The sequence below is a fragment of the Xenorhabdus beddingii genome (genome assembly GCF_002127545.1).
Classification (GTDB): domain Bacteria; phylum Pseudomonadota; class Gammaproteobacteria; order Enterobacterales; family Enterobacteriaceae; genus Xenorhabdus; species Xenorhabdus beddingii.
Map to the genome: position 1 here is coordinate 1 of NZ_MUBK01000092.1, position 1,912 is coordinate 1,912.

The following is a 1,912-nucleotide window of genomic DNA, read 5'->3' on the forward strand; positions in this document are numbered from 1 at the left end:
TGTTTTTTTATATATCCACCATCGAACTCTTGTGGTGCATTACCATCAATCACAAATGTCGTATTAAATCCAAAATTATCGTCAATAAGAGGCGCAATTTTTGACGTATCTTTCAGCTTGACTTCAAAAGTAATATTACTCAGTTTCCAATCACACTTCCCCCCTCCCTCCTTAGGGACACTGACCTCAACTTGATTTGACTGACCGATTGAGAGAGGGTAGGTGGCACGATGAAAACCCGGAACAGAGTACGACTTCATATTCGCGGTTCGGCGTTCTTTGCGGCAAATTTTAGAACGGTACATGGCTGAAATGGGTAAGGCAGCCAACTCATCAGGCATAGTGGCCGTAAAATGAATATTCTCTCCATTAATCGGTGGAGAGAATGAGTTGCTTTGCGCGCATCCTTGTATGAAAAACAACGCAAGTAGGGAGGATAATACGCTTTTATTGCATAGAGATTTCATGGGTGTTTTCCTTATATCGCTCAAGAGCATGTTTCAATAATTCATCTTGGTTAACATCTTGTTTAAACACATCGTGCAGTTTATTTTCGAGTGCCATAAAAGTGGTGTTACGTTTTACATTAGGTAGAGGTATTTGTGAACATTTTCATCAGACTATTTTGAACGAGTTTTATCAAATTATCTTCAGAAAGAAAGTGTACAGTTCACTCAATGAGCGGCAAATGGATCTGGATGAATGGCTAGATAATTACCACTATCACCGCACACATCAAGGAAAAATAGGTTGTGGCCGCACACCCATAGAGACATTATTGGAAGGAAAATCAATTTGGGCTGAAAAAATCTCACCCGAATTTAATCTGACAGGCACTAAACCAAAGTGGGCGACTGTCAGATTAAGGCTGAATGACTACATCTTAGTCGATTTGTGGTTTCTTGATTCAAGAATCCGCATTAATTTATCAAAGTCTGGGCTTACATCACCATTGTATATTATTGTTCCATCAGGATAAGTCAATGATGTATCTGCATCCTGATTTTTTCCTCCATTCCAATGACTTAAAAAATTTTTTTCATATAAAACATTAAGATGAATTTTTCTGCCATCATTCATTTTATATGTCATAACATCATATTTTCCTACCAAATAAAATGATTGACTATGCCCCCCTAAGAACAGCTCACTTAGTAAAGGAAATAGAATAATTTCTTCATTTAAATCACCGGTTTTTTTATATATCCACCATCGAATTCTTGTGGTGCATGACCATCAATCACAAATGTCGTTTTAAATCCAAAATTATTTTTAATAAGAGGCGCAATTTTTGACGTATCTTTCAGCTTCACTTCAAAAGTAATATTACTCAGTTTCCAATCACACTTCCCGCCTCCCTCCTGAGGGACACTGACCTCAACTTGATTTGACTGACCAATTGACAGAGGGTAGGTGGCACGATGAAAACCCGGAACAGAGTACGACTTCATATTCGCGGTTCGGCGTTCTTTGCGGCAAATTTTAGAACGATACATGGCTGAAATGGGTAAGGCATCCAACTCATCAGGCATAGTGGCCGTAAAATGAACAGTCTCTCCATTAACGGGTGGAGAGAATGAGTTGCTTTGCGCGCATCCTTGTATGAAAAACAACGCAAGTAGGGAGGATAATACGCGTTTATTACAGAGAGATTTCATGGGTGTTTTCCTTGTATCGCTCAAGAGCGCGTTTCAATAATTCATCTTGGTTAACATCTTGTTTAAACACATCGTGCAGTTTATTTTCGAGTGCCATAAAAGTAGTGTTACGTTTTGCATTAGGTAGAGGTATTTGTGAACATTTTCATCAGACTATTTTGAACGAGTTTTATCAAATTATCTTCAGAAAGAAAGTGTACAGTTCACTCAATGAGCGGCAAACGGATCTGGATGAATGGCTAGATAATTACCAC

Annotated in this window: 1 protein-coding gene and 3 pseudogenes; 2 read left to right on the top strand and 2 right to left on the bottom strand. The window is 38.5% G+C overall.

Annotation, left to right across the window (positions count from 1 at the left end; translation table 11 throughout):
- Positions 1 to 467, bottom strand: a pseudogene (locus Xbed_RS18500) (hypothetical protein); the annotation flags it as partial.
- A 128-nt stretch (positions 468 to 595) separates the two neighbouring features.
- On the opposite strand from Xbed_RS18500, the pseudogene Xbed_RS18505 reads away from it, so the two are divergent.
- Positions 596 to 808 (top strand): annotated as a pseudogene (locus tag Xbed_RS18505) (IS481 family transposase); the annotation flags it as partial.
- 373 nt (positions 809 to 1,181) lie between these two features.
- Here the strand turns inward: Xbed_RS18505 and Xbed_RS20630 are convergent.
- On the bottom strand, positions 1,182 to 1,658 hold the full coding sequence (locus Xbed_RS20630; protein ID WP_339373829.1) for a hypothetical protein: 477 nt from the start codon (positions 1,656 to 1,658) through the stop codon (positions 1,182 to 1,184).
- A gap of 128 nt (positions 1,659 to 1,786) precedes the next feature.
- Between Xbed_RS20630 and Xbed_RS20400 the strand changes: the two are divergent.
- Positions 1,787 to 1,912 (top strand): annotated as a pseudogene (locus Xbed_RS20400) (IS481 family transposase); the annotation flags it as partial.

What these genes read in the sequence shown, in the direction of transcription:
- Xbed_RS20630 (WP_339373829.1), bottom strand. Translation starts at nt 1,658, where the DNA reads ATGAAATCTCTCTGTAATAAACGCGTATTATCCTCCCTACTTGCGTTG.